This window comes from Cupriavidus sp. WS (assembly GCF_000395345.1).
GTDB classification, from domain to species: domain Bacteria; phylum Pseudomonadota; class Gammaproteobacteria; order Burkholderiales; family Burkholderiaceae; genus Cupriavidus; species Cupriavidus basilensis_B.
Window position 1 is genome coordinate 1 of sequence record NZ_AQPL01000044.1, and the last position, 22,471, is coordinate 22,471.

The 22,471-nt window shown below is 69.6% G+C and carries 20 protein-coding genes; 15 read left to right on the plus strand and 5 right to left on the minus strand.

What is annotated here, in order from left to right:
- On the minus strand, nucleotides 1-734 hold a 734-nt coding region (locus K206_RS0104435; RefSeq protein WP_196812838.1), incomplete at its 3' end, for an RES family NAD+ phosphorylase.
- Nucleotides 694-1,083, minus strand: coding sequence for an MbcA/ParS/Xre antitoxin family protein (locus K206_RS0104440; protein WP_020201206.1), 390 nt, complete (start codon nucleotides 1,081-1,083; stop codon nucleotides 694-696). The genes K206_RS0104435 and K206_RS0104440, both read right to left, overlap by 41 nt.
- Before the next feature lie 455 nt (nucleotides 1,084-1,538).
- Here K206_RS0104440 and K206_RS0104445 point away from each other — a divergent pair, with 455 nt between their 5' ends.
- The 10 genes from K206_RS0104445 (at nucleotide 1,539) to K206_RS0104490 (ending at nucleotide 12,903) form a co-directional block, all read left to right on the plus strand.
- The gene (locus K206_RS0104445) at nucleotides 1,539-3,170 is read left to right on the plus strand and encodes a benzoate-CoA ligase family protein (protein WP_029043223.1); all 1,632 of its coding nucleotides are present in this window, start codon (nucleotides 1,539-1,541) and stop codon (nucleotides 3,168-3,170) included.
- A 46-nt stretch (nucleotides 3,171-3,216) separates the two neighbouring features.
- Nucleotides 3,217-4,032: an alpha/beta fold hydrolase gene (locus K206_RS0104450; protein WP_020201208.1), complete on the plus strand. Its 816-nt coding sequence runs from the start codon at nucleotides 3,217-3,219 to the stop codon at nucleotides 4,030-4,032.
- A 92-nt stretch (nucleotides 4,033-4,124) separates the two neighbouring features.
- A complete protein-coding gene (locus K206_RS0104455; protein ID WP_020201209.1) occupies nucleotides 4,125-5,312 on the plus strand; it encodes an ABC transporter substrate-binding protein in 1,188 nt (395 codons plus the stop codon).
- A 161-nt stretch (nucleotides 5,313-5,473) separates the two neighbouring features.
- Complete coding sequence (locus tag K206_RS0104460; RefSeq protein ID WP_020201210.1) at nucleotides 5,474-6,340, plus strand: branched-chain amino acid ABC transporter permease; 867 nt, start codon at nucleotides 5,474-5,476, stop codon at nucleotides 6,338-6,340.
- Nucleotides 6,341-6,344: 4 nt separating this feature from the next.
- Nucleotides 6,345-7,382, plus strand: a complete 1,038-nt coding sequence (locus K206_RS0104465; protein WP_020201211.1) for a branched-chain amino acid ABC transporter permease — start codon at nucleotides 6,345-6,347, stop codon at nucleotides 7,380-7,382.
- Nucleotides 7,379-8,221: an ABC transporter ATP-binding protein gene (locus tag K206_RS37490; RefSeq protein ID WP_020201212.1), complete on the plus strand. Its 843-nt coding sequence runs from the start codon at nucleotides 7,379-7,381 to the stop codon at nucleotides 8,219-8,221. Before K206_RS0104465 ends, K206_RS37490 begins: the two co-directional genes overlap by 4 nt.
- Nucleotides 8,218-8,928: an ABC transporter ATP-binding protein gene (locus tag K206_RS0104475; protein WP_020201213.1), complete on the plus strand. Its 711-nt coding sequence runs from the start codon at nucleotides 8,218-8,220 to the stop codon at nucleotides 8,926-8,928. The genes K206_RS37490 and K206_RS0104475 overlap by 4 nt, the downstream gene beginning before the upstream one ends.
- Before the next feature lie 328 nt (nucleotides 8,929-9,256).
- Nucleotides 9,257-11,155: a potassium transporter Kup gene (locus K206_RS0104480; RefSeq protein ID WP_020201214.1), complete on the plus strand. Its 1,899-nt coding sequence runs from the start codon at nucleotides 9,257-9,259 to the stop codon at nucleotides 11,153-11,155.
- 144 nt (nucleotides 11,156-11,299) lie between these two features.
- Nucleotides 11,300-11,563 (plus strand): helix-turn-helix transcriptional regulator, encoded by a 264-nt coding sequence (locus K206_RS0104485; RefSeq protein ID WP_020201215.1) that lies wholly within the window; start codon nucleotides 11,300-11,302, stop codon nucleotides 11,561-11,563.
- A complete protein-coding gene (locus tag K206_RS0104490) occupies nucleotides 11,560-12,903 on the plus strand; it encodes a type II toxin-antitoxin system HipA family toxin (protein WP_020423664.1) in 1,344 nt (447 codons plus the stop codon). Before K206_RS0104485 ends, K206_RS0104490 begins: the two co-directional genes overlap by 4 nt.
- A 125-nt stretch (nucleotides 12,904-13,028) precedes the next feature.
- On the opposite strand, the gene K206_RS0104495 is transcribed toward K206_RS0104490, so the two are convergent.
- Nucleotides 13,029-15,380: a Tex family protein gene (locus K206_RS0104495; protein WP_020201217.1), complete on the minus strand. Its 2,352-nt coding sequence runs from the start codon at nucleotides 15,378-15,380 to the stop codon at nucleotides 13,029-13,031.
- A gap of 141 nt (nucleotides 15,381-15,521) precedes the next feature.
- On the opposite strand from K206_RS0104495, the gene K206_RS0104500 reads away from it, so the two are divergent.
- The 3 genes from K206_RS0104500 to K206_RS37495 all read left to right on the plus strand — a co-directional run bounded on the left by K206_RS0104500 (nucleotide 15,522) and on the right by K206_RS37495 (nucleotide 19,024).
- Nucleotides 15,522-16,319, plus strand: coding sequence for a hypothetical protein (locus tag K206_RS0104500; RefSeq protein ID WP_020201218.1), 798 nt, complete (start codon nucleotides 15,522-15,524; stop codon nucleotides 16,317-16,319).
- Between the two features lie 148 nt (nucleotides 16,320-16,467).
- Complete coding sequence (locus tag K206_RS0104505) at nucleotides 16,468-16,671, plus strand: YdcH family protein (RefSeq protein ID WP_020201219.1); 204 nt, start codon at nucleotides 16,468-16,470, stop codon at nucleotides 16,669-16,671.
- Nucleotides 16,672-16,798: 127 nt separating this feature from the next.
- Nucleotides 16,799-19,024 (plus strand): ATP-dependent DNA helicase, encoded by a 2,226-nt coding sequence (locus K206_RS37495; RefSeq protein WP_052165783.1) that lies wholly within the window; start codon nucleotides 16,799-16,801, stop codon nucleotides 19,022-19,024.
- Nucleotides 19,025-19,099: 75 nt separating this feature from the next.
- Here the strand turns inward: K206_RS37495 and K206_RS0104515 are convergent, their stop codons facing one another.
- Nucleotides 19,100-19,930 (minus strand): outer membrane protein assembly factor BamD, encoded by an 831-nt coding sequence (locus K206_RS0104515; protein WP_029043233.1) that lies wholly within the window; start codon nucleotides 19,928-19,930, stop codon nucleotides 19,100-19,102.
- Nucleotides 19,931-19,946: 16 nt separating this feature from the next.
- Between K206_RS0104515 and K206_RS0104520 the strand changes: the two genes are divergently transcribed.
- Nucleotides 19,947-21,164, plus strand: coding sequence for an RluA family pseudouridine synthase (locus tag K206_RS0104520; RefSeq protein WP_043365461.1), 1,218 nt, complete (start codon nucleotides 19,947-19,949; stop codon nucleotides 21,162-21,164).
- Nucleotides 21,154-21,975 carry a peptidoglycan editing factor PgeF gene (gene pgeF / locus K206_RS0104525; RefSeq protein WP_020201223.1) on the plus strand — a complete coding sequence of 274 codons (822 nt, stop codon included), beginning with the start codon at nucleotides 21,154-21,156 and terminating at the stop codon, nucleotides 21,973-21,975. The genes K206_RS0104520 and pgeF overlap by 11 nt, the downstream gene beginning before the upstream one ends.
- Nucleotides 21,976-21,987: 12 nt before the next feature.
- Here the strand turns inward: pgeF and K206_RS0104530 are convergent, their stop codons facing one another.
- The gene (locus K206_RS0104530; protein ID WP_020201224.1) at nucleotides 21,988-22,251 is read right to left on the minus strand and encodes a hypothetical protein; all 264 of its coding nucleotides are present in this window, start codon (nucleotides 22,249-22,251) and stop codon (nucleotides 21,988-21,990) included.
- Nucleotides 22,252-22,471: the final 220 nt, after the last annotated feature.

A 22,471-nucleotide genomic window follows, 5' to 3' on the forward strand; every position in this document is an offset into this window, starting at 1 on the left:
GCGGCGGGCGCCTGCCACGGCGCGGCGGGGAACTGGAAGCTGTCGCGCTGGAGCAGGTCGTCGCGCTGCCAGATCACGCGGTCGGGCCGCACCGTCAGCATCCAGGTGGTGGTGGTCAGCGGCTGCGGCTCGGCGAACGCGCGCGGCGTCAGCAGCGCGGCGCAGGGGCCGTGCTCGGGATCGCGCACCGAGCTGTAGCGGATCATGCCGAGGCCGGCCTCGCGCGCGGCGCGCGCCAGCGCATGGCAGGCATCGTAGTGGTCGGGGTCGGTCCAGCGGGCCGCGTGCTCGGACAGCGGCGGCGCGTCGAGCGCGATGCCGTCGGTGCGCACGCTGACCTGGAACAGCGTGTGCGGGCGCGCGTCGATGCGCGGCAGCGCCGGGCTGTCGCGCAGGAAGCGCCAGCGCCAGTAGCCGAGCTCCGCGCACGCGGTGCGGACCTGCTCGGCGCCATAGAACACGCCCGGGTCCTGCGGGCCGCGAAAGCGCGAGCCCCACGACGAGGGCGGATAGCGGAACGGCGTGAACAGCAGGTAATGGAGATGGCGCGCCTCGGCCGGCACGGCGGGCTTGCCGGCGTCGAGCACGGCCTCCAGCACGGCCTGCTCCTCGAGGCTGTCGACCAGGGGCATGGTCGAGACCACGTGCTGCGCCTCCACCGCGCGCCAGAGCGTCAGCGCGAACGGCCGGCGCTCAGACGCGACCGCGGGTGGCATCCAGATAGTGGACGACACGTACCAGGCCCTCGGTTGTGCGGATCAGTTCGCCCGGCTTGCCGCCGAGCGCCAGGTTTTCGTTGGCCAGCCAGAGGCGGGCCTGGTCGCTGTGGCCGAGGATGGCGTCGAGCGAGCGGAACAGGCGCACGAACAGCACGCCGAACTCCCATTCCTTGCGATGCGCGTCGAGCACATAGCCGCCGGAGGCCATGCGCGACACCGAGGCCGTGCTGATGCCCAGCACGCTGGCCACGCCCGCCTGGCTGATGCCGAGAAAGCCGGCGGCGCGCATGACCGCCTTGGTCAGGGTGGTGCCGGGGTCGGGACCGCCGGCGGGATCGCGCTCGGGGAGTTGCCTGGTTTGCATCGCCTCGCTCCTGTTTCTTGAGAAACATTATAGGTGCCATGTTTCGCAAGGGAAGCACTAAAGCACACCTTGCGGGTATCTCCCATGCCCGCGTTGCCGGAGGTCTTTGCGGCCAAGGCGCGCACGGTCTGCCCGGATGTGCGCTTTCCATTCTTGCTTGTCTCGTGATATGCAAAATAATGCTTTTCGATGGGGTGGCTCTCCCGCGCGGGGTGCCCCGGGCATCCGGTCAAGCGGCAACGGCAAGGCCGCTGCGATATGTCGGGGGCGGCGATGATAAGCGACGCATCGATCCTGCCATATAGTGCATTTCTCTGATTGCATAATGATTTATATGCAATAAAATGCATTGTCAAAAGAGGCAGACAAGCAGGCTGCCGACCAAGAACCAACCGGATGCCGCCACCCCGCCGCCCTTGCGCACAAGGCGGGGCACGGCTTGGAGGAGTGGAGACATGACGCCCCCAGTGGTCCCCCCGCAAGCGCCGGCCGGAGCGGCCGTGGCCGTGCTGCCGGCCCGCTACAACGCCGCCGCCGACCTGCTCGGCCGCAACCTCGCCGCCGGCCGCGGCGCCAAGACCGCCTATGTGGACGACGCCGGCGCGCTCGGCTACGCGGCGCTCGATGCGCGCTGCCGCCGCTTCGCCTCGGCGCTGCTGGCGTCCGGCATCCGCCCGGAGGAACGCCTGCTGCTATGCGCGCTCGATACCGTCGATTTCCCCACGGCCTTTCTCGGCAGCCTGCTGGCCGGCGTGGTGCCGGTGGCGGTCAACACGCTGCTGACCGCCGACGACTACGCCTACATGCTGGAGCACAGCGGCGCGCGCGCCGTGGTGGTGTCGGCGCCGCTGGCGGCCGTGCTGCGCGAGGCCGCCGCCCGCGCGGGCACCGCGCCGGCCTTCATCCTCGCCGCGCCCGCGGATGGCGAAGCGGACGGCGAGGCGAGCGACGATACGGACAGCGTGGCCGCGATGGCGGCGCGGGGCGCGCCGCTGCCGCAGGCCGCCGCCACGCGGCCCGACGACATCGCCTTCTGGCTCTATTCGTCCGGCTCCACCGGCCGCCCCAAGGGCACCGTGCACACGCACGCCAACCTGTTCCATACCGCCGATCTCTACGCGCGCCAGATACTCGCGCTGCGCGAGGACGACGTGGTGTTCTCCGCGGCCAAGCTGTTCTTCGCCTACGGCCTGGGCAACGCGCTGACCTTCCCGCTGTCGGTCGGCGCCACCACCGTGCTGATGGCCGAGCGCCCCACGCCGCAGGCCGTGTTCCGCCGTCTTTGCGAGCAGCGCCCGACCGTGTTCTGCGGCGTGCCCACGCTCTACGCCGGCATGCTGGCGGCGGCCGAGCTGCCGCCGCGCGCGCAGGTGTCGATGCGCGTGTGCACCTCGGCCGGCGAGGCGCTGCCGCGGGACATCGGCGAGCGCTACCGCGCGCATTTCGGCTGCGACATCCTCGACGGCATCGGCTCCACGGAGATGCTGCACATCTTCCTGTCGAACCGGCCCGGCGAGGTGCGCTACGGCACCACCGGCAAGCCGGTGCCGGGCTACGAGCTGAAGCTGCTCGACGAAGCCGGCCAGCCGTGCGCGCCCGGCGAGATCGGCGACCTGTTCATTAAGGGGCCGAGCGCGGCGCTGATGTACTGGGGCAACCGCGACAAGAGCCGCGACACCTTCGTGGGCGAGTGGACGCGCAGCGGCGACAAGTACCGGCAGGACGCCGACGGCTATTTCATCTACGCGGGGCGCAGCGACGACATGCTCAAGGTCGGCGGCATCTACGTCTCGCCGTTCGAGGTGGAGGCCGTGCTGGCCCAGCACCCGGCGATACTGGAGGCCGCGGTGATCGGCGTGAGCGATGCCGACGGGCTGGTCAAGCCCAAGGCCTTCGTGGTGCCGCGCCCGGGCCAGCGCTGGCACGATGGCATGGCGGCCGAGTTGCAGGCCTTCGTCAAGTCGCGGCTGGCGCCCTACAAATACCCGCGCCAGATCGAGTGCGTGGCGGAGCTGCCCAAGACCGCCACCGGCAAGATCCAGCGCTTCCGCCTGCGCCAGCGCGAGGAAGCCGGCGCGGCGGGCTGAACGCAGCGGATTGAAGACAACAGAACGGAAGCAGAGGCAAAGAGGCATGCAAAGCGAGTTGGTTGAGATTCCCTTCGACGGGCGCCGTATCCACATGGAAGTGCGGTGGCTCAGGCCGCAGCGCGAGGCGCGGCCGCTGCTGGTGTTCCTGCACGAGGGGCTGGGTTCGGTGAGCCTGTGGCGCGACTATCCCGCCGCGCTGTGCGAGGCCGGCGACTTCCGCGGACTGGTGCTGTCGCGCTACGGATATGGCCGCTCCACGCCGCGCCCGGCCGAGGAAAAATGGGGCGTCGATTTCATGCACCGGCAGGCGCGCGAAGCGCTGCCCGCGCTGTTCGACGCGCTCGACATCGGGCCCGGCCGCGGCCGCGGCGCGCCCTGGCTGTTCGGCCACAGCGACGGCGGCTCGATCGCGCTGATCTACGCGGCCAGCTTCCCGCAGGCGGTGGACGGCATCACCGTGCTGGCGCCGCACATCCTGGTCGAGGACGTCTCGGTCGAGAGCATCCGCGCCACGCGCGAGACCTACCTCAACACCGACCTGCGCGGCAAGCTCTCGCGCCATCACGACGACGTGGACTCCGCCTTCTGGGGCTGGAACGACATCTGGCTCGATCCCGCTTTCCGCGCCTTCGACCTGCGCCCGCTGCTGCCGCAGCTGCGCTGCCCGGTGCTGGCGGTGCAGGGCGAGGACGACGAGTACGGGACCATGATGCAGATCGAGGGTATCCATCGATATGCGCCGCAAACCGTCCTGCTTAAACTCGCGCGGTGCGCACACTCCCCGCACCGCGACCAGCCGGGACCGTTGACGGAGGCGGCGGTCCGGTTTATAACGGCACATACTTCATACCTAAAATAATTTCGCGCCCTGCGCGCCGGCCCGCGGCAACCCCGCCGTCCGGCGATGCCAGCCACGGCGACGGAAATCGGCTTGACCACCAGGAGACGTCCATGCATCGCTTCACAGCGCGCGGGCTGGCCCCCGCTTGCCTTGCCATCGCCGCATCTTTCGCCGCATCCTTTGCCTGCACCGCCGCCGCCCAGGGCAGCGGCAAGATCAAGGTCGGCTTCATGCTGCCTTACACCGGCACCTACGCCTCGCTCGGCAACGCCATCGAGAACGGCTTCAGGATGTACGTGCAGGAGCAGGGCGGCAGGCTCGGCGGGCGCGAGATCGAATACTTCAAGGTGGACGACGAATCCGATCCGGCCAAGGCGCCCGAGAACGCCAGCAAGCTGATCAAGCGCGACCAGGTCGACGTGGTGGTGGGCACGGTCCATTCGGGCGTGCAGATGGGCATCGTCAAGGTGGCCAAGGAAAACAACACGCTGCTGATCATCCCCAACGCGGGCGTGGACGAAGCCACCGGGCCGCTGTGCGGGCCGAACATCTTCCGCTCCTCGTTCTCGAACTGGCAGCCCGGCTACGCGATGGGCCACGTGCTGGCCGAGCGCGGCATGAAGCGCGTGGTCACGCTGACGTGGAAATACGCGGCCGGCGAGCAGTCGGTCAAGGGCTTCAAGGAAGCCTTCGAGGCCAAGGGCGGCAAGGTGGTGAAGGAACTGAGCCTGCCGTTCCCCAACGTCGAGTTCCAGGCGCTCATCACCGAGGTGGCGTCGATCAAGCCGGACGCCGTGTTCGTGTTCTTCGCCGGCGGCGGCGCCGTGAAGTTCGTCAAGGACTGGGCCGCGGCGGGCCTCAAGGAAAAGATCCCGCTCTACGCCTCGGGCTTCCTCACCGACGGCACGCTGGAGGCGCAGGGCGCGGCCGCGCAGGGCCTGGAAACCACGCTGCACTATGCCGACGGCCTGGCCAACCCGCGCGACCAGAGCTTCCGCCTGGGCTACGCCAAGACCTACAAGCTGCAGCCGGACGTGTACGCTGTGCAGGGCTACGACGCGGCCCAGCTGCTGGCCGCCGGCGCCAGCGCGGTCAAGGGCGACATGACCAGGAAGGCCGAAGTGGTCAAGGCGATGGAGCTGACCCGGGTGGACAGCCCGCGCGGCTCGTTCACGCTGTCGAAGGCGCACAACCCGGTGCAGGACTTCTACCTGCGCAAGGTCGACGGCCGCGAGAACAAGGTCGGCGGCATCGCCGTCAAGGCGCTGGCCGACCCGGCGCGCGGCTGCCGGATCTGAGCGCCCGGGCCGCGGCGCCGCGTCTGCCGCGTCTGCCGCGTCTTCGCGCCAGCCGCGGGCGCGGCGGCCCGGTCCTGGTCCGGCCTGCTTCGCGCGTTCCGTCTTCCCGCGGTCCTTCTTCCCGCCTTCCTCGTTTCGCAACCGGGCTGCCGCCTTGCCGCATGGACATCGTTTCCTTCTTCATCCAGTGCCTTAACAGCATCCAGTACGGCTTGCTGCTGTTCCTCGTGGCCAGCGGCCTGACCCTGATCTTCGGCATCATGGGCGTGATCAACCTCGCCCACGGCAGCTTCTACATGCTGGGCGCCTACCTGGCCTTCACGCTGGCCGGACTGACCGGCAGCCTGCTGACCGCCATCCCGCTCGGCATCGTGCTGGCGGTGGCGTTCGGCTACGTGCTGGAGTGGGCGTTCTTCAGCTATCTCTACCAGCGCGAGCATCTGCAGCAGGTGCTGATGACCTACGGCCTGATCCTGGTCTTCGAGGAAATGCGCAGCATCCTGGTGGGCGACGACGTGCATGGCGTGACGGTGCCGCCGTTCCTCGACTGGGCGCTGCCGATCGGCAACGAGATGACCTACCCGGTCTACCGCCTGTTCATCTCGGCGGTGTGCCTGCTGGTGGCCGCGGCCATGTACGTGGTGATCCGCCGCACGCGGCTGGGCATGATGATCCGCGCCGGCGCCACCAACCGCGAGATGGTGCAGTCGCTCGGCATCAACGTGACGGTGCTGTACCGCTTCGTGTTCGCGCTCGGCGTGGCGCTGGCGGTGCTGGCCGGCATGATCGCGGCGCCCGTGTCGTCGGTCTACCCGGGCATGGGCGGGCAGGTGCTGATCGTGTGCTTCGTGGTGGTGGTGATCGGCGGCATCGGCTCGGTCAAGGGCGCCCTGGTGGCGTCGCTGCTGCTGGGATTCGTCGACACCTTCGGCAAGGTGTTCTGGCAGGAGGCCTCGGGCGTGCTGGTCTACCTGCTGATGGCACTCATCCTGCTCTGGAAACCCCAGGGCTTGTTCAAGGCGGGGTAGGCATATGCCGGGCGACATCAATGCACTGGAGGGCGCGCCGCGCCTGCGCGCGGGCGCGGCGCCGTGGCGCGGCGGCCTGGGCTGGCTGGCGCTGTTCGCGCTGCTGGCCGCGCTGCCGCTGCTGCTGGGAGAGCAGGGGCAGCGCTTCTACATCGAGCTGCTCAGCAAGGTCATGATCATGGCCATCTTCGCGCTGTCGCTGCAACTGCTGATCGGCTATGCCGGGCTGGTCAGCCTGGGGCACGCGGCCTATTTCGCGGTGGCGGCCTATGCCACCGCGATGCTGGCGCCGCAGGCCGGGCCCGGCAACGGCTGGCTGCTGCTGCTCGGCGCGCTCGCCGCGGCGGCGGCGCTGGCGCTGGTGGTGGGCGCGCTGGTGCTGCGCACGCGCGGCGTGTATTTCATCATGGTCACGCTGGCGTTCGCGCAGATGGTGTTCTTCGTGTTCCACGACACCAGGATCGCGGGCGGCAGCGACGGCACCTATATCTATTTCCGGCCGGAATTCGACCTGCTCGGCGCGCGCCCGTTCGACGTCAACGACGTCGCGCATTTCTACTGGCTGGTGCTCGGCGCGCTGGTGCTCACCGTGGCGGGCCTGGCGCTGGTGCTGCGCTCGCGCTTCGGCCACGCGCTGGTGGGCATCCGCCACAACGAGCAGCGCATGCGCGCGGCGGGCTACGCCACCTACCGCTACCAGCTCGGCGCGTTCGTGGTGGCCGGCACCTTCGCCGGGCTGGCGGGCTATCTGTATGCGATCCAGTATGGCTTCGTCAATCCGGAGATCGCGTCCTGGCACCAGTCCGGCAATGCCATGCTGATGGTGATCCTGGGCGGCGCCGGCAGCCTGGCCGGCGCCGTGCTGGGCGCCTTTTCCTTCGTGCTGCTGGCGGAGTGGTTCAGCACGCTGACCCGGCACTGGCAGTTGCTGATGGGCGGCTTCATCATCGTGGCGGTGGCGCTGCTGCCGCACGGGCTGGTCAGCCTGGCGCGCGTGCTGGCGCTGCCGCGGGCGCGCCGCGGACAAGGAGAATCGCGATGAACGCACCGGTCCTGTCGGCGCGCAGGCTGACGCGCCGCTTCGGCGGCCTTACCGCGGTGGGCGAGGTGGACATCGACCTCGCCCTGCATGAGATCCACGCCGTGATCGGCACCAACGGCGCGGGCAAGTCCACGCTGATCAACATGCTGTCGGGCGAATTGCCGCCGTCCGCGGGCTCGCTGCAATTGCAGGGGCGCGACGTGACCGGCTGGGCGCAGCCGCGGCTGGCGCGCGCGGGCATCGGCCGCAGCTACCAGCGCAACAACATCTTCCTGCCGCTGACGGTGCGCGAGAACTGCCGCCTGGCGGCGCAGTCGCGCGCCCAGCGCGCGTGGCGGCTGTGGGAGGGCGCGCAGCGCTGCCGCACCAGCCGCGCGCTCGGCGACGAGGCGCTGGAATGCGCTGGCCTGGCCGCGTGCGCCGACACCGTGGCCACCGCGCTGTCGCACGGGCAGAAGCGGCAGCTCGAAGTCGCCATGTGCCTGGCCACCCAGCCGACCGTGCTGCTGCTCGACGAGCCGCTGGCCGGCATGGGCGCGGAGGAGTCGGCGCGCATGCTGGCGCTGCTGCGCTCGCTGCGCGACGGCCACGCGGTGCTGCTGGTGGAGCACGACATGGAAGCGGTGTTCTCGGTGGCGGACCGCATCACGGTGATGGTCAACGGCACCGTGATCGCCTCGGGCGATCCCGCGTCGATCCGCCTCAACCGCGAGGTGCGGCAGGCATACCTGGGGGAGGAGGACGCGGAAGGGGACGCGGAAGAGGGTGGGCACGGAAGCGCCGGAGGCAGCCATGAAGGCGGACCGCGCCGCGGCGCGGGCCGGGAGCAGGCGGCATGAGCGAGATCATCGCGGCCACGGACGTGCACGCCTGGTATGGCAGCAGCCATGTGCTGCGCGGCATCGACTTCCGCGTCGGGCGGGGCGAGACGGTGGGCCTGCTGGGCCGCAACGGCATGGGCAAGAGCACGCTGCTGCGGACCCTGCTCGGGCACGTGCGGCAGCGCCAGGGCGCCATCTTCGCCGCCGGGCGCGAGGTCTCGCGCGCGCAGCCGCACGAGGTGGCGCGCCTGGGCGTGGCCTACGTGCCGGAAGGGCGCGGCATCTTTCCCAATCTGTCGGTGCGCGAGAACCTCGTGATGGCGGCGCGCAAGGGGCCGTCCGGGCGGCAGGACTGGGACGAGGCGAGGGTGCTGGACCTGTTCCCCCGCCTCAAGGAGCGCCTCGGCCACGGCGGCCAGCAGTTGTCCGGCGGCGAGCAGCAGATGCTGTCGATCGGGCGCGCGCTGATGACCAACCCCGACTGCCTGATCCTGGACGAGGCCACCGAGGGGCTGGCGCCGCGCATCGTGGCGGAGATCTGGCGGGTGATCGCCACCGTGCGCGCCACCGGCATCGCCTCGGTGGTGGTGGACCGCAACTACCGCGCCGTGCTGGCCAACGCCGACCGCGTGGTGGTGCTGGAAAAAGGGCTGGTCGTGATGGACGGGCCGGCGGCCGTGCTGGCCGCCCAGCCCGGCGCGCTGGATCGTTATCTCGGCGTTTGATTGTGATCCATGAGCCATTTCGTGTGGCGATGCGGCAACGCAGCCCGCGCGCGGCCGCGCCGGGATTCGGCGGGCCGGCGCGCGCAAGCGCTTGACCGGGCGGGACTTCGCTCGCATGCTTGCCCGGTCACCAGCACCAGGCAGGTTCTGCAAGGCAGGATGCTCCCCAGTGGTCGTCACCCGGCACTTCATCTAGAATGGCGCGCGTTTGTGCAATGCAATAGCGCGAGCGGCCCGCTTTTGCCCGTTTTGCTTGTCCCGACCGTCCCGGCCCCCTGGCCCGGGCGTCCGGCGCGTTGCGCGAGCCTTTCAAACCAGACCCCTATCCATGACCCAGACCGCAACCAGTCATTATTTCGTCGAAAGTCCCAGCAAGCATGCACTGGTGATCGGCGCGATCGGCGTCGTCTTCGGCGATATCGGTACCAGCCCCCTGTATTCGCTCAAGGAGTGCTTCAGCACCGAGCATGGCATTCCGTTCAGCAGCGACGCGGTGCTGGGCATCATCTCGCTGCTGTTCTGGGCCATGACCATCGTGGTGTCCATCAAGTACGTGATGTTCGTCATGCGGGCCGACAATGATGGCGAAGGCGGCGTGCTGGCCCTGATGGCGCTGGCCCTGCGCACCGCCTCGCCGCGCTCGCGCACCGCCAAGATGCTGATGATGCTGGGCATCTTCGGCGCGTGCATGTTCTACGGCGACGCGGTCATCACGCCCGCCATCTCGGTGCTCTCCGCCGTGGAAGGGCTGGAGATCGCCGCGCCCGGCCTGTCGCATTTCGTGATTCCGATCACCCTGGTGATCCTGGTGGCGCTGTTCATGATCCAGCGCAGCGGCACCAGCGCGGTGGGCAAGCTGTTCGGCCCGATCATGATCGTCTGGTTCCTGGCCCTGGGCGCGCTCGGCGTGTACAACCTGGCGGGCGTGCCGTCGGTGCTGCTGGCGGTCAACCCGCTCTACGGCGTGCGCTTCCTGACCGAGCATTCGCTGCAGGCCTTCATCGTGCTGGGCTCGGTGTTCCTGGTGCTGACCGGCGCCGAGGCGCTGTACGTGGACATGGGCCATTTCGGCCGGCGCCCGATCCGCTTCGCCTGGTTCGTGCTGGTGATGCCCTGCCTGATGCTGAACTACTTCGGCCAGGGCGCGATGCTGCTGCGCAACCCCGAGGCGATCAGCAACCCGTTCTACCTGATGGTGCCGCAGGCGCTGCTGCTGCCGATGGTGCTGCTGGCCACCTGCGCCACCGTGATCGCCTCGCAGGCGGTGATCTCGGGCGCGTTCTCGCTGACCAGCCAGGCGATCCAGCTCGGCTTCGTGCCGCGCATGCGCATCCGCTACACCTCGGCCGCCGAGATCGGCCAGATCTACCTGCCGGTGATCAACTGGATCCTGCTGGTGCTGGTGGTGGCGGTGGTGGTGGCCTTCAAGAAATCCGACAACCTGGCGGCCGCCTACGGCATCGCCGTGACCACCACGATGGTGATCACCACCTTCCTGGCGGCGGTGGTGATGCGCAACGTCTGGAAGTGGAACCCGGTGCTGGTCACGCTGATCGGCGTGAGCTTCCTGCTGGTCGACCTGGCCTTCTTCTCCGCCAACCTGCTCAAGGTCGCCGAAGGCGGCTGGTTCCCGCTGCTGATGGGCGGCACCGCGTTCTTCCTGCTGATGACCTGGCACAGCGGCCGCAAGCTGCTGCGCGCCCGCAGCCTGGAGGACGGCATCCCGCTCGAGCCGTTCATCGGCGGCCTGCTGGCGCACCCGCCCCATCGCGTCGAGGGCACCGCGGTGTTCCTGACCGGCAATACCGAATCGGTGCCGGTATCGCTGCTGCACAACCTCAAGCACAACCGCGTGCTGCACGAGCGCGTGGTCTTCCTGAGCTTCGTCACGCGCGACGTGCCCTACGTGGACGACGACCACCGCCTGACCTGCAAGGACCTCGGCGGCGGCGTGTTCATCCTCAAGTCCGAGTACGGCTTCAAGGAAACGCCCGACGTGCAGCGCGTGCTGGACCTCGCGCAGCGCAAGCTCGGCATGGCCTTCGAGCTGATGGAGACCTCGTTCTTCATCGCCCGCGAATCGGTGATCCCGTCCAAGCTGCCGGGCATGTCGATGTGGCGCGAAAGCCTGTTCGCGTGGATGCATCAGAACGGCGCCAAGCCCTCGGACTTCTTCCAGATCCCCGCCAACCGCGTGGTGGAGCTGGGCACGAAGGTGGAGATCTGATCGTTTCTGTAGCCTGCGGGCTACGGAATATCGTGAAAACGGAATTTCTGTAGCCCTAGGGCATCAAAATTCGGCTACCGTTTTGTCGCCCACCGGCTACAATAAAGCGGAATCCGAACCGTTTTGATGCCCGGAGGCTACAGAATGACGACCCTGGCCGACATCGGCGAGATGCTGCGCGAGGTGCGCCGCGAAACCGGCCTGTCCCAGCAGGAACTGGCCGAGCGCGCCGGCGTGGCGCGCACCACCGTCGCCCGCATGGAAACCCTCGCGCGCGGCGACATGAGCGTGTCCGCGCTGGTGCGCCTGCTGGAATCGGCCGGCTACGACCTGAAGGCGGTCAGGCACGGCCACGGCCGCACGCTCGACGACATCCTGGCCGAGCAGCGCGAGGCGCCACCGCAATGAGGCTCGACGTCCATGTCATGCGGCGGCGGGTCGCCACGCTCTACCGCGAGCGCGACGAATACGTGCTGCGGTACCTGCCCGAGGCCCGGCCGCAGGATTTCGTCTCGCTGGCCATGCCGGTGCGCGAGGATCCGTGGCGCTGGCCGCGCGACCTTCATCCCTTCTTCCGCCAGAACCTGCCCGAGGGCTTCCTGCTCAACCTGATCCGCGAGCAGTTCGGCCCCTTGCTGGACGGCACCGATCTGTCGCTGCTGGCGGTGGTCGGCGCGATGGGCATCGGCCGCGTCACGGTGACGCCCGAGGGCGTGGCGCCGGGCACGGAACTGCGGGGCCTGGACGTGCGGCGCATCCTGCACGGCGACAACACCGAGGCGCATTTCGCCGCGCTGGTCAGGGAATACGCGCGCGCCGCCATCTCGGGCGCGGTGCCCAAGTTCATCGCGCCGGACGCGCAGGGCGCGCAGGCCGCGCCGCTGGGCAAGCCCACGCTGCGCACCAGCCGCTACATCGTCAAGGGCTCGGACGACAGCACGCCGTTCCTCGGCTTCAACGAGTTCTATTCGATGCGCGTGCTGGCGCGCCTGCAGGCGGTGCCGGTTGCCGCCACGCGCATGTCGGACGACGGCCGCGCGCTGGTGGTGGAGCGCTTCGACGTGGACAAGGACGGCCTGCCGGTCTACGGCGTGGAAGACATGTGCAGCCTGCTGGGGCTGCCGCCGCACGAGAAATACGCGGCCACCACGGAGAAGGTGCTGGCCGCGTCGCGCGCCTACCTCGCGCGCGACGCGCTGCACGCGCAGATGGAGCACCTGGCCTGGCACCTGCTGGTCAACTACGTGGTGCGCAATGCCGACTGCCACGCCAAGAACATCGCGCTGTACTACTCGGGCGTGGACGACGTGAGGTTCAGCCCGGTCTACGACATCGTCACCACCCAGGCCTACCCGCGTTTCGCCAGCAACCCGCCGGGCCTGTTCATCGACGGGCGCAAGACCTGGGCCGCGGGCAAGACGCTGGAGCGGCTGCTGAACACGCGCATGGGCATCCCGCCGCGTCGCTACGCGGCGATGGTCGAGGCGCTGTGCGATTCGGCGGTGGCGGTGGGCCACGAACTCATCGAGGCATCGCGCAACGAGCCGCGCTGGCGCGGCGTGGCCAAGCAGATGCTGCACGCATGGAACGACGGCATGGAATCGCTGCGCAGCACGCGCAGGAACGCCGGCCTGCGGCAACTGACGCCCGCCATCGAGGCGGCCGGCTTCTCGGACCCGGCGCCGCCGGAGAAGACGGCGACGGTGATCGGGCGGTCCAGTCTGATGGGCGGGAGAGGAGGGCAGTGAGGGTGTTTTCGGATTGCTGGCGCGCCGTCATATTGCCGAAGGCTGTCTCCCCTCTCACGCAGGCGGGAGAGGGGAGACAGCCTCGGTAATCTGCGGCCTGGAGGGCGTTCTTCCGCCCCGCGCGTTCAGCGCTTGAGCTTGGCGAACGCCGCCGCCATCGCGCCGGCCGGCTCGGTTTCGCGGCGGCCGCCGCCGAAGCTCTTGTTCTGGCCCTGGCGCGGACCATTGCCGCGCTCGCCCTGGCCGGCGCGCGCCAGGGCCTGGCCCGGTTCGTCGTCGAGGCGCATGCTCAGGCCGATGCGGTTGCGCTTGACGTCCACTTCCATCACCTTGACCTTGACGATCTGGCCGGCTTTGACCACCTCGTGCGCATCCTTGACGAACTTGGAGGACAGCGCCGAGATATGGACCAGGCCATCCTGGTGCACGCCGATGTCGACGAAGGCGCCGAACGCGGCCACGTTGGTGACGACGCCTTCGAGCACCATGCCGGGCTGCAGGTCCTTGATGTCCTCCACGCCGTCCTGGAAGGTGGCGGTCTTGAACTCGGGGCGCGGATCGCGGCCGGGCTTTTCCAGCTCGGCGAGGATGTCGCGCACGGTCGGCAGGCCGAAGGTCTCGTCGGTGAAGGCCGTCGGCGAGAGGCCGCGCAGCGCTTCGCGGTTGCCCATCACGTCCCGCAGGCCCTTCTTGATGTGGTCGAGGATGCGCGTGACCACGGGATAGGCTTCCGGGTGCACCGAGGAGCGGTCCAGCGGGTTGTCGCCGTCGTTGATGCGCAGGAAGCCGGCGGCCTGCTCGAAGGTCTTGTCGCCCAGGCGCGGCACCTTCTTCAGCGCGTCGCGGTTGGGGAAGGCGCCGTTGGCGTCGCGGTACTCGACGATATTGCGCGCCAGCACCGAGTTCAGGCCCGACACGCGCGCCAGCAGCGGCGCCGAGGCGGTGTTGACGTCCACGCCCACGGCGTTGACGCAATCCTCCACCACGGCATCGAGCGCGCGCGCCAGCTCGCGCTGGTTGACGTCGTGCTGGTACTGGCCCACGCCGATGGACTTGGGGTCGATCTTGACCAGTTCCGCGAGCGGGTCCTGCAGGCGGCGCGCGATCGAGACCGCGCCGCGGATCGACACGTCGAGGTCGGGGAATTCCTTGGCCGCCAGTTCGGATGCCGAGTAGACCGAGGCGCCGGCCTCGCTGACCACGATCTTGGTCAGCTTGGCTTCGGGCAGTTGCTTCATCAGGTCCTGCACCAGCTTGTCGGTCTCGCGGCTGGCGGTGCCGTTGCCGATCGAGACCAGCATCACGTTGTGCTGCTTCGCCATGCGCGCCAGCGTGGCGAGCGAGCCGTTCCAGTCGCGGCGCGGCTCGTGCGGGTAGATGGTGGCGGTGTCGAGCAGCTTGCCGGTGGTGTCGACCACGGCGATCTTGCAGCCAGTGCGGATGCCCGGGTCGATGCCCATCACGGACTTCGGGCCCGCCGGCGCGGCCAGCAGCAGCTCGTGCAGGTTGCGGCCGAACACCTTGATGGCCTCGCTCTCGGCGGTCTCGCGCAACTGCGTCAGCAGTTCGGTTTCCAGGTGCGGCTGCACCTTGACGCGCCAGCACCAGCGGCACACGTCGCCGAGCCATTTGTCGGCGGGGCGGTTCTGGTTCTGGATGCCGAAATGGCGCGCGATCATGCCTTCGCACGGATGCGGCACCAGCGCGTCCTGCTCTTCGCCGAGCCCCAGCTTGACCATCAGCACGCCCGCGTTGCGGCCGCGGAACAGCGCCAGCGCGCGGTGCGACGGCACGGTGCGGATGGTTTCGCTGTACTGGTAGTAGTCGCGGAATTTTTCTTCCTCCGCGCCTTCCTTGCCTTCCATCACCGACGAGCTCACCAGGCCGTTGCTCCACAGGTGCTCGCGCAGCCTGCCGAGCAGCTCGGCGGTCTCGCCGAACTGCTCGGAGAGGATGTCGCGCGCGCCGTCCAGCGCGGCCTTGGCGTCGGGCACGCCGCCGTCGGCGGTGGGATTGCCGTTGACGTACTTGGCGGCCTCGGCCTGCGGGTCCAGCGTGGGGTCGGCCAGCAGCGCCTGCGCCAGCGGCTCCAGCCCGCATTCGCGCGCGATCTGGGCGCGCGTGCGGCGCTTGGGCTTGTAGGGCAGGTAGAGGTCTTCCAGCGTCTGCTTGGTCTCGGCGCCTTCGATGGCGGCGCGCAGCTCGGGCGTGAGCTTGCCCTGTTCCTCGACCGAGGCGAGGATGGCGGCGCGGCGCTCTTCCATCTCGCGCAGATAGAGCAGGCGCTCTTCCAGCGTGCGCAGGTGCGTGTCGTCAAGGTTGCCGGTCACTTCCTTGCGGTAGCGGGCAATAAAGGGCACGGTCGCGCCTTCGTCGAGCAGTGCTACGGCCGCTGCCACCTGGCGGGGTTGGACGGACAGTTCGGCCGCGATGAGCGACACGATCTTTTGCGTGACGGAAGCTGGCAGATTGGACATCAGGAAAACAGTCAGTCGAAAGCGGGGCATTTTGCCACAAGCGCGCAGCGCCGCGACGCGGCGCGCGGCCGCACGCGCCGTGCCGCGGCACGCGCGCGCCGGCGGCGCGGCAGGAGGCAGGCCGGGTGATAGAATCGGGGCATGATCGTCAAGCCACATCCGGCCGCTCATCCGGCCGCGTTCCCCGCCCCCCGCGCCACCCGCGCGGTGGCCCGCGCGCCCCGCCTGCCGCGGGCGCGGCGCATCGTGCTGGCCGCCCTCGCGGCGGCTTGGCTATGCCCCGTGCCCGGCATGGCGCAGGCGCCCGCAGCGGCACCCGAGGCCACCGCGCCGCAGGCGCCGCCCCGGGACTTTGCCGCCGAGCGCAAGGCCATCGGCGACTCGCGCGAATGGACCAACTACCGCTACGGGCAGGCCGCGCACGACTGCTACAGCAAGTTCTTCGTCACCCACTGCCTCGACAAGGCCAAGGACGAGCAGCGCGCCGAGCTGCAGGTGCTGCGCAAGCGGGAACTGGAAGTCGGCGAGGCCGAGCGTGCCTTCAAGGCGGTCGAGCGCGATCGCCAGCAGGCCATCCAGCGCGCCGAATACGAGGCCGACCAGCCCAAGCGCGAGGCCAACGAGCAGGCCAGCCGCGAGAGCTTCGAGCGCAAGCAGCAGGAGCAGCAGTTGCGCGACGCCGAGCACGCGGCGGGCGCGCCGCAGCGCGCCGCCAACGCGCAGGCCTACGACAAGAAGCAGGCGGATTTCGATGCCCGCGTGAAGCAGGCGCAGGAGCAGGGCGCGCAAAAGGCCCAGCAGCGGCAGGAGAACGTCAAGGCCTTCGACGCCAAGCAGCGCGACGCCGAGCAGCGGCAGAAGGACCTCGACGAGCGCCGCGCCAAGGCCAAGGAACAGCAGCAAGGGCAGGGCTCGGCGCCGCGGCCCTTCGGCTTCTGAGCGGCGCGAGCCGCGCCCGGGGCCGGGGGCAATGCCGGCCAGGACAGGCAGCAACAGGCCATGACAGGCCACGATTGGCGACAACAGCCGGTGCCCGACACCATGCCGGCGCCGCCGGCGCAGCGCCGGCCTTGAGCAGGGGGAGCCTATGGACCGCAACCTGAATACCCTAGCGCGGCAGATCATGGAGTTGCAGATCGAGCACCGCGACCTGGACTACCTGATCGACCGCATGGCGGCCGACGCCGTGCACGACGAACTGCAGATGCGGCGCCTGAAGAAGCGCCGCCTCAAGCTCAAGGATGCGATTACGCTGCTCCAGCTTCAGCTCGAGCCGGACGTGCCCGCCTGAGCGCCCGCCGATCGACCTTTCCGACCTCCCGATCTCTTCATCCCTCTCATCCACGGGCCGGCGCCGAGCCGGCTCGCCAGAAAGCCCCGCCTTGCCTGCCTCCGAAGATCTCCCCGACACCGCCGACATGCCCGATACGCTCGCGGCCACGCCCGACGCCTCCGGCGTCTCCGAAGGCGCCGCCGCCGTGCCGGCGGGCCAGGTCGACCAGGCGGCCGCCCACGCGGCGCAGCTGGCCACCATCTTCGCCAGGACCGGCACGCTGGCGCAGGCCATCGACGGCTACCGCCCGCGCGACGCGCAGGAGCGCATGGCCGCGGCCGTGGCGGGCGCCATCGAGCGCAGCGACACGGTCATCGTCGAGGCCGGCACCGGCACCGGCAAGACCTTCGCCTACCTGGTGCCGGCGATGCTGTGGGGCGGCAAGGTGATCCTCTCCACCGGCACCAAGAACCTGCAGGACCAGCTTTTCCTGCGCGACATTCCCACGGTGCGGCGCGCGCTCAACGTGCCGGTGTCGGTGTCGCTGCTCAAGGGACGGGCCAACTACCTGTGCCATTACCACCTGGAGCGGGCCGAGGCGCAGGGCCGGCTGGCGTCGCGCCAGGATGCGGCCTGGCTGCGCGAGATCGCCAGCTTCGCCAAGGTCACGGCGTCGGGCGACAAGGCGGAGCTGGCCTCGGTGCCGGAGAACGCGCCGGTCTGGCAACTGGTCACGTCGACGCGCGACAACTGCCTCGGCACGGAGTGCCCGCAGTACAAGGAGTGCTTCGTCATGCGCGCGCGCAAGGAGGCGCAGCAGGCCGACATCGTGGTGGTCAACCATCACCTGTTCTTCGCCGACGTGGTGCTGCGCGATACCGGCATGGCCGAACTGCTGCCGGCGGCCAACACCGTGATCTTCGACGAAGCGCACCAGTTGCCGGAAACCGCCACGCTGTTCTTCGGCGAGAGCCTGTCCACCAGCCAGTTGCTGGAGATCGCGCGCGACACCGTGGCCGAGGGCCTCTCGCATGCGCGCGACGCGGCGGACTGGGTGCGCATGGCCGCGCCGCTGGAACGCGCCGCGCGCGACCTGCGGCTGGCCTTCAGCAAGGACAACGTGCGCCTGGCGGTCAGCCAGGTCGAGGCCGATCCGCGCATCGGCAAGCCGTTCTTCGAGACGCTGGACGCGCTGGAAAGCGCGCTGGCGGATTTCGTGGCCCTGCTCGAGAGCCAGGCCGAGCGCGCCGAATCGCTGGAGCAGTGCCACCGGCGCGCGGTGGAGCTGGAGCAGCGCCTGGCCGCGTGGCGCAGCGACGCCAAGGCCGCGCCGAAACCGGCCCCGGCCCCGGCCGGCGGCGAGGGCGCCGAGGGTGCCGATGGCGCCACGCCGGAAGCCGCCTTCGGGCCGGACACCGTGCGCTGGGTGGAGGTGTTTTCGCACACCGTGCAGCTGCACCGCACGCCGTTGTCGATCGCGCCGATCTTCACGCGCCAGCGCGAGGGGCATCCGCGCGCCTGGGTCTTCACCTCCGCCACGCTGTCGGTGAAGGGCAATTTCAGCCACTACGCCGCGCAGCTCGGGCTGGACAAGGAGAAATCGCTCACGCTGCCGAGCCCGTTCGACTATGCCGAGCAAGGCCTGCTCTACGTGCCGCGCGACCTGCCGGCGCCGCAGTCGCCGCAGTTCACCGACGCCGTGGTGCAGGCCGCGCTGCCGCTGATCGAGGCCGCCGGCGGGCGCGCCTTCCTGCTGTGCACCACGCTGCGCGCGGTGCAGCGCGCCTCGGACCTGCTCTACGACGCCTTCGCCGAGCGCGGGCTGGAACTGCCGCTGCTGGTGCAGGGCCAGGCCAGCCGCACCGAGCTGCTGGACCGCTTCCGCGAGCTCGGCAACGCGGTGCTGGTCGGCAGCCAGAGCTTCTGGGAAGGCGTCGACGTGCGCGGCGAGGCGCTGTCGCTGGTCATCATCGACAAGCTGCCGTTCGCGCCGCCCGACGACCCGGTGCTGGCCGCGCGCATGGAAGTGCTGCAGAAGAAGGGGCTGAGCCCGTTCGCCGTGCATCAGTTGCCGCACGCGGTGATCACGCTCAAGCAGGGCGCCGGGCGCCTGATCCGCTCGGAAACCGACCGCGGCGTGCTGGTGATCTGCGATACCCGGCTGGTGGAGAAGCCCTACGGCCGCCAGATCTGGCAGAGCCTGCCGCCGTTCAAGCGCACGCGCGAGGCGGACACGGTGATCCATTTCCTGGAGTCGCTGCGCGGCGGGAGCGGACTGGCGGCAGAGGATGCGGGGAAGGCGGATCAGGCGGAAAGCGGCGCCGGCGGCGAATCCGGCGGCGAATCCGGCGGCGAAGCGCCCGCCGCGTAGGACGCGCGCGGGCGGGCGCGCAGGCAAGAAAAAGCCCGATCGGAATCGGGCTTTTTCGTCAGCGCTGGCTGCCGTTCAGAACACTTCCCACCAGGACTTGTCCTTGCGGCGCTCGCCGTACTTGATGTAATCGCTGTTCGGGAAGTTCTTTTCCATCACGCGCGCGGTGTCGTCGCGCAGATCCTTCATGCCCAGCGAGTCGTAGCTGCGGATCATGATGTACAGCGCTTCCTCGTTGGCCGGCGCGCCGTCATAGTCCTTGAGGGCCTGCTGGGCGCGGTTGGCGGCGGCCAGGTAGGCTCCGCGGCGGTAGTAGTAGCGTGCCGCGTGGACCTCGTGCTGGGCCAGCGAGTTCACGATGTACTGCATGCGCGCGGCGGCATCCGGGGCGTACTTGCTTTCCGGGAAGCGCGTGATCAGCGTATTGAAGGCATCATACGCGGCGCGCGCGGCCTTCGGGTCGCGCTCGCTGAGATCCTGGCCCGAGAAACGGCCAAGCCACCCGAGGTTGTCGTTGAAGTTGATCAGGCCCTTGAGATAGTAGGCATAATCGATGTTCGGGTGATTCGGGTGCAACTGGATGAAGCGGTCCACCGAGGCCAGCGCGGCGGCAGTCTCGCCGTCCTTGTAGTTGGCGTAGGCGGTATCGATCTGCGCCTGCTGCGCGAAACGGCCGAACGGATAGCGGCTTTCGAGCTTTTCGTACAGCTTGACCGCGCGGGTAAAGTCACCTGAATCGAGAGCGTCCTTGGCTTCCGAATATAATTTGTTGGCCGACCAGCCGGCAGTCTCGTCTGGTTGATCCGACAGCAGGCCGCATGCCGACAGCATGACGCAGCCGCCTGCGAGCAGAATCGCTCCAATTCTTGCGCGCCAACTGGCGCGCTTCATGCTCATCAATTGCATGGGCAACGTATCCCGGATGAAAAATAGCGTCAAGCATTATAGCCCAAGCCCCTTGCCGGAAACCGCCGCCAAGGGCACCACGCCGCGCGCCGCGGATCCGGCCGACGCCTTGAACGAGGTGGAGGACCTGGAAGACCTCGTCGACGTGGCCGCGCTGGGCGGCCTGCCGCCCGGCGCGCCGCTCACGCCGATCGAGACGGAGATGCAGCCGGTCTCGTTCGATGTCGACAGCGCTTCACATGGAGAGCGCCTCGACAAACTGCTGGCCCGCCATCTCGGCGGCTTCTCCCGCAGCCGCCTGCAGCAATGGATCGAGGGCGGCTCGGTGCTGGTCAACGGTGCGCCGCGCCGTTCGCGCGACGCCGTGCAGATGGGCGAGCGCATCGAGGTGAGGCCGCAGGCCGCGCCGGAATCGCGCGCCTTCGTGGCCGAGGACGTCGAGCTGGACGTGGTGTATGAGGACGCCGCGCTGCTGGTCATCAACAAGCCCGCCGGGCTGGTGGTCCACCCGGCCGCGGGCAACTGGGGCGGGACCGTGCTCAACGGCCTGCTGCACCGCTATCCCGAAGCGGTCGGGCTGCCGCGCGCCGGCATCGTCCACCGGCTCGACAAGGAAACCACCGGCCTGATGGTGGTGGCGCGCACGCTGACCGCGCAGACCGACCTCGTGCGCCAGCTGCAGGCGCGCACCGTCAAGCGGCGCTACCTGGCGCTGGTGTGGGGGACCACGCCCGATTCCGGCACCATCGACGCGCCGATCGGCCGCGACCCGCGCGAGCGCACGCGCATGGGCGTGGTGCTGACCAACAGCGGCAAGCCCTCGCGCACGCATTTCCGCACGCTGGGCACGGTGCCGCTGGGCCGCGGTCATGTCTCGATGGTGATGTGCCAGCTCGAAACCGGCCGCACGCACCAGATCCGCGTGCATTTCGAATCCATCGGCCATCCGCTGCTGGGCGATCCGGTCTACCACCGCGCCGCCACCCGGCGCGGCCAGCGCCCGGCCATCAAGGCGCCGCTGCCGCGGCCGCTGGACCGCCAGGCGCTGCATGCCTTCCGGCTCGGGCTGGTGCACCCGGTGACGGGCAAGGACATGTCCTGGGAGGCGCCGCCGCCCGAAGACCTGCAGGCGCTGATCGACGTGCTCGACTTCGAAGGCACCGGCGACGATGATGACGATGACGGCTGGGTCGAGGGCGAAGACGGCGTGTGGGTGTACGGCGATGACGACTGAGCCGGCATCGACCGACCCGGCATCGACCGAGGCGGACTGGCTGGTGCCGGACTGGCCGGCGCCGGCGCGCGTGCGCGCGCTGTCCACCACGCGCCAGGGCGGCGTCAGCGGCGCGCCCTACGGCCTCGCCGACGGCAGCCGCGGCGGGCTCAACCTGGGCACGCACGTGGGCGACGATCCCGCGGCCGTGGCCGCCAACCGGGCGCGCCTGGCCGCGCGGCTGCCGTCGGCGCCAGCGTGGCTGGAGCAGGTGCATGGCTGCGCGGTCGCGACCGCCGACCAGTTTGCCTCGGGCGGCGCGGTGCCGCAGGCCGACGCCAGCATCGCCACGGCGCCGGGGCGCGTCTGCGCGGTGATGACCGCCGATTGCCTGCCGGTGCTGCTGTGCGACCGCGCCGGCACCGTGGTCGGCGCCGCGCACGCGGGCTGGCGCGGCCTGTGCGCGGGCGTGATCGAGGCCGCGCTGGCGCGCATGAGCGCGCAGGCGGGGCCGCGGCCGCAATGGCTGGCGTGGCTCGGCCCGGCCATCGGGCCGGCGGCGTTCGAAGTGGGGGCGGAAGTGCGGCAGGCCTTCCTCGACGCGGCGCGGCCGGCGGAGATCGCGCAGGTCGGCGCGGCCTTCCGTCCCGGCGCGCCGGGCAAGTACTTCGCCGACATCTACGCGCTGGCGCGGACCCGGCTGGCCCGGGCCGGCTGCCTCGACGTCCACGGCGGCGAGGCCTGCACCGTCACCGACGCGCAGCGCTTCTATTCCTACCGGCGCGATGGCGTCACCGGCCGCATGGCCAGCCTGGCCTGGCTGGAAGGCTGAACCCCTGCTGCTTCATTCGCGTGGTGCCTGCGCCGCGCCGGCAGGCGTGTCCGCGGGCGCGGCGGCATCCGCGGCGTCCGCCGCCGCCGCTTTTTCCGCTTTCGCTTCCTCGGCCTTGCGGCGCCGGCGGCGGCCCGGCGTGCCCATGATGTACACCAGGATGGCAACCGGCCCCAGGCCATAAAACACGAAGGTGGCCACGCCCGCCACCACGGTATGCTCGGTGATGGCCATCATCAGCACCACGTAGAGCCAGCCGATCGCAACGATATACATCAGAACGTCATCCTCCTCGGGCAAGCTCGCCCCTTCGCGCGGCGGGCCCGGTTCCGGGGCGCGCCCGGCGCAATCTGCCGGTGCCTTGCGCCCGCGCAGTTTTCCGCATTGACAGGCAGAACATTGCAAGGCAACAATGGCCTCGAATGTCTTGCGAGGCGGTCTGCTCGCGGTCATTCGCAGGCTCCGCCGGGACCGCCCGGTCCGCGGCGCGGCATAT